This is a genomic window from Rhizobium ecuadorense (assembly GCF_001187535.1).
Lineage (GTDB): Bacteria > Pseudomonadota > Alphaproteobacteria > Rhizobiales > Rhizobiaceae > Rhizobium > Rhizobium ecuadorense.
In genome coordinates this window covers 1-4157 of sequence record NZ_LFIO01000446.1, presented here as the reverse complement: position 1 = coordinate 4157, position 4157 = coordinate 1, and the positions used below count along the sequence as shown (strand labels likewise).

General features: G+C 60.5%; 4 protein-coding genes. 3 read left to right on the top strand and 1 reads right to left on the bottom strand.

The annotated features are described in order from the left end of the window. A partial coding sequence (locus AF337_RS11090) for an MFS transporter (RefSeq protein ID WP_049732224.1) occupies window positions 1–845 on the bottom strand: 845 nt, incomplete at its 3' end. A 355-nt stretch (window positions 846–1200) separates the two neighbouring features. On the opposite strand from AF337_RS11090, the gene AF337_RS11085 reads away from it, so the two are divergent. The 3 genes from AF337_RS11085 to AF337_RS11075 all read left to right on the top strand — a co-directional run bounded on the left by AF337_RS11085 (window position 1201) and on the right by AF337_RS11075 (window position 4017). Then, window positions 1201–1659: a helix-turn-helix domain-containing protein gene (locus tag AF337_RS11085; protein WP_049732223.1), complete on the top strand. Its 459-nt coding sequence runs from the start codon at window positions 1201–1203 to the stop codon at window positions 1657–1659. A 27-nt stretch (window positions 1660–1686) separates the two neighbouring features. Then, complete coding sequence (locus AF337_RS11080; RefSeq protein WP_049732222.1) at window positions 1687–3648, top strand: AfsR/SARP family transcriptional regulator; 1962 nt, start codon at window positions 1687–1689, stop codon at window positions 3646–3648. Between the two features lie 129 nt (window positions 3649–3777). Then, window positions 3778–4017, top strand: a complete 240-nt coding sequence (locus AF337_RS11075) for a hypothetical protein (RefSeq protein WP_049732221.1) — start codon at window positions 3778–3780, stop codon at window positions 4015–4017. The last annotated feature ends 140 nt before the right edge of the window (window positions 4018–4157 follow it).

Here is a 4157-nt window from a genome sequence, read left to right as displayed (position 1 = left end):
GCTCGGTCGCCGATCGGCCCGCCGAGGAACGTGCCGACGGCGACCGAGCCGAGGAACAGAAAGAGCATCAGCTGCGCCTGCTGGACGCTCAGCGCAAACTTGTCGATGACATAGAAGGTGAAATAGCTCGACACGCTCGCCATGTAGACATTCTTCGTCGCTGTCAGCAGCACGAGGATCAGCAGCGCCCAGACGACCCTGTTCTGCGGCAGCGGCAGAGCCCGGCTCACCGCCGGCTTGCTGGCGTTCTGGCGACGATGGCCAATATACCAGTTTCCGACCCAGCTCAGCACGACCATGCCGATCATGGCGATGGCGGCAAACCAGGAGACGCTATGTTGGCCGAGCGGCAGCACGATGAAGGCGGCGAGCAGCGGACCGATCGCCTGGCCGGCATTGCCGCCGACCTGGAAAAACGACTGAGCGAAACCGTGGCGGCCGCCGGAGGCAAGACGGGCGACGCGCGAGGATTCCGGATGGAAGACCGCCGAGCCGAAGCCGATCAGGCTGGCCGCAACCAAAAGCAGGGCGAAACTGCCGGCATTGCCGAGCAGGATGAGCCCGCAGAAAGTGCTCGCCATGCCGACCGGCAGCGAATAGGGCATCGGCCAGCGGTCGGTGACGATGCCGACCAGCGGCTGCAGCAGCGACGCCGTGACCTGGAACGTCATGGTGAGGAGGCCGATCTGCGCGAAACTGAGATCGTAGTTCGCCTTGAACAGCGGATAGAGTGAGGCGAGCAGCGACTGCATGATGTCGTTCAGCATGTGGCAGAAGCTGACCGCCACCAGGATGGACATCGTAGTTTTTTCGAAACGGGGCGCACGCTCGGCAACGGTTGCCATGGGCATTTCTCCTGGACGGCCCGGTTGGTTGCCGTGCCGCGTCGCTTTGTTCGATGGATTTCGGGCGATCGGGGCTGGGGAAGATGATCAAGCGACGGTCGCTGACGTGGATTTAGCGTAAGGCGGGCGGCAATTACAGCCCAGTTTCATCAGGATCGGTACGGCTTTTGTTCGATTTGCCCTTTTGCCGCTTCATTCTGCGTCGCTTCACCTCTTGCCGGACGGGGGTTTTCCTACCACACTCGGTTGCGATCATCGGCTATATGGTAGGCGATGTGAAAACAACCATGGAAAACCGGGGCGGGGAATACTACAGCTGCGCTGATTGAAAATGCGATCGAGGCTGAAACACGCGATGAATGTCAAGACACCGAATGCAATAGACGGCTATGTCGGAGCGCGCATTAGAATGCGCCGGCAGTTGCTCGGAATGAGCCAGGAACGGCTTGCCGAGCAAATCGGCGTGACCTTTCAGCAGGTTCAGAAATACGAGAAGGGCATCAACCGCATCGGTGCGAGCCGTCTGCAGCGGATAGCCGATGTGCTTCACACGTCGCCGAGCTTCTTCTTCGAACAGGAAAATTCCGAGCCGTTGACGTTGCAAGGGCTGGATCTGCCCGCAAATACCGATCCGGTCGCCGAATTCCTGCGAACGAAAGAGGGATTGGTGCTCAATCGCGCCTTTCTGAAGATCGCCGACCGGAATATCCGTGAAACCATCATCCAATTGGTGAAGGCGATGGCGCAAGCGGAAAGCGGCGGTGTAACATTGGGTGTCCCTGTGGCGGATATCACCCTTCCGCTCGGAGAATAGTCAGGCATATCGGCAGGCACTATCCGCATGAAGCTCAGGCTCGAGTCATTTGGTGAGTTGCGACTGATCGACCAGGCAGGGCGACCTGCGGCGTTCCCGGAAAAAGGCCTGCTGGCGATTTGTTATCTGCTGGACCGTGATCTGCGGGACGGAGCCGGGAGCGAATATCCGCGCTCGGCGCTGGCGCGGTTCTTGTGGGACAGCCATGACAATTCTGACATCATGGCCAACCTGCGCAAAACCATATCGCGTATTCAGATGCGTCAGACCGAGCTGGGCGCCGAACTTCTGGCCTTCACGGCGACCGGTGTGCGGGTCAGGCCGGATGCCTTTTCCGGTGATTTCTTTGAACTTGCCAACCCCGAAGGCGAAGGCGCCCTTGGCAAGCTGCAGCGGCTGGTTGCCATCTTTCGCCAGGATTTCCTGGCTGGGCTCACCGACCAAAGCGCCAGTACGCGGCAATGGATCGCCGGCCAGCGCGACCGGCACATGGCGGTTCTTGTGGATGCGCTGAAGACGGCGCTGCCGATGGCGCGGTCGCGAGAGGATGTGAGCCTGATCAAGGAGGCGGCGCTCAGGATTTTCCGCGAGGCGCCTGATGACGAAAACATTCGTCGTATCCTTCTTGAGGCCTATGAGTCCGAAGGACAGCTGGAGAAAGCCCGCCGGCTTTTCGAGACGAGCAAGCATGAGCTGGAAAGCGCATTCGATATCGGCCTTGACGTCCAGGCGCTGGGAGAGGTCCGCAAAATTTTTGACGGCGGTCAACAACTGCAGAGCTTCGCGGTGCCGCTCACCGACGGCGTTCGGGTTCCTGGTCCCCTACCCCGTTGCCCCCTGCCCCGTCTGGTGCTGCTGCCGCCGGGCGGGACGGATGCGATCGGTGCTTTGCCGATGCTCTCCGACGCGCTGATCGAGGACGTGACCATCGGTCTTTGCGCGCTGAATACGGTTTCGGTGGTGGCGCCCCATACGGCCGCCCGAATCGCACGCAACGCCGACAAGGATCAGCTGATCAAGCGCCATTCGATTTCATACGTTCTCGACACCAGGCTGAGCCATAGCGCGGGCATCCCTGCGCTCTTTGTCCAGCTGATCCATGCCGGTAGCGATGAAGTCATCTGGGCCGAGCGTTTCAGCCTCGAGAAATACGAACTGATAAGCCACCGGCGCGACATCGCACGGCAGATTGCCAGAGAGCTTGCCGGTCAGGTCCGCCGGCATGAAACCATGCGCGATTCCTTCGAGGGTAATTCGGCCGCGTATCACAGCTACCTTCTCGGTCTGCGGGATGTGAAGCGGCTTGCCCTCCCCGACGTGCGCCGCTCTCGAAAGGCTTTCCGCGAGGCGCTTCAACACAGCACACATTTTGCCCCTGCGCTCAGCGGATTGTCACGCACGTATCTCGTCGAGTGGCTGCTGACGGCACGCGGCGACAGCCAGTTGCTCGGCCTTGCGGAGGACTATGCGAACCGGGCAATCGTCGCCGATCCTTCGTTTGCGGCCGGCTTTCGTGAACTCGGCGTTGCCAAGCTCTATCTCGGGGACATCGATGAAAGCGTCCTGGCGTTGAAGCTCGCCGAAGAGCTGAGCCCGCATTATGCCGATGGCATCGCAAGTTATGCCGATACGCTCGTCCACGCGTCGCGCCCTGCCGATGCACTGGCCAAGATCGAGCGGGCCATCTCCCTCAACCCGCTGTGCCCGACCGACTATCTCTGGACGGCGGCCGGGGCGAATTTCGCCCTCGGCCATTATGCCGAGGCGCTCGAGCAGATCTCCATTATGGACGACCGCACACCGGCGGACCGGCTTTCGGCTGCCTGCTGGGCCATGCTCGGCGATATGAAAAACGCGCGTATCTATATGCGCAAGGTGCGCGAGATCTATCCGGATTTCGATGTCGACAAATGGCTTTCGGTCGTCCCTTTCAAAGAGCAATGGCAGAAGGAACAGTATCGCGAGGCGTTGCGCAGGGCCGGCTTCTGAAGTCTGGCCCCGAAACTGTAAGCCGGCAGATCCTGTCACGCCTGTGTCACGCGCGTTTTTCGTTCAAGAGGATTAAACTGACTTTGCTCTGCCGGCATACACCGGCAAGGGAAGCAGGAGAGTTCTCAGATGTACGACGCAACCGAAGCAACAATCACGCCGAAAAGTGAGGAAGAGCTCAAGGAGCTGGTATCGCTCGCCAGGCTCGTTGCCTATGCCCGAGAGAACGCCAAAGACCTGAACGCCGAATTCTCCGCCTATTGCCTGGACCTTGCGCTCGGCGCCCTGCTGCAGGACCTCGACAGAAGCGGCGTATCCCTTTCTCCCGAAAGCGGCCAGGACAGTAGTCTGCTCGGCACGCGGCACTGAAGCTCGGCGCGCTACGCGCATCGATATTTGGATTCCTGCTTATTGCGATCGGCTATGATGCCGACGCGATTTTCGTTGCGGCGATTCGGCCCGTCAAGACGCGATTGCGGCGTGGACCCCGCCATAGGGCGGGCATGTCC

What these genes read in the sequence shown, in the direction of transcription:
- AF337_RS11085 (WP_049732223.1), top strand. Translation starts at nt 1,201, where the DNA reads ATGAATGTCAAGACACCGAATGCAATAGACGGCTATGTCGGAGCGCGC.
- AF337_RS11080 (WP_049732222.1), top strand. Translation starts at nt 1,687, where the DNA reads ATGAAGCTCAGGCTCGAGTCATTTGGTGAGTTGCGACTGATCGACCAG.
- AF337_RS11075 (WP_049732221.1), top strand. Translation starts at nt 3,778, where the DNA reads ATGTACGACGCAACCGAAGCAACAATCACGCCGAAAAGTGAGGAAGAG.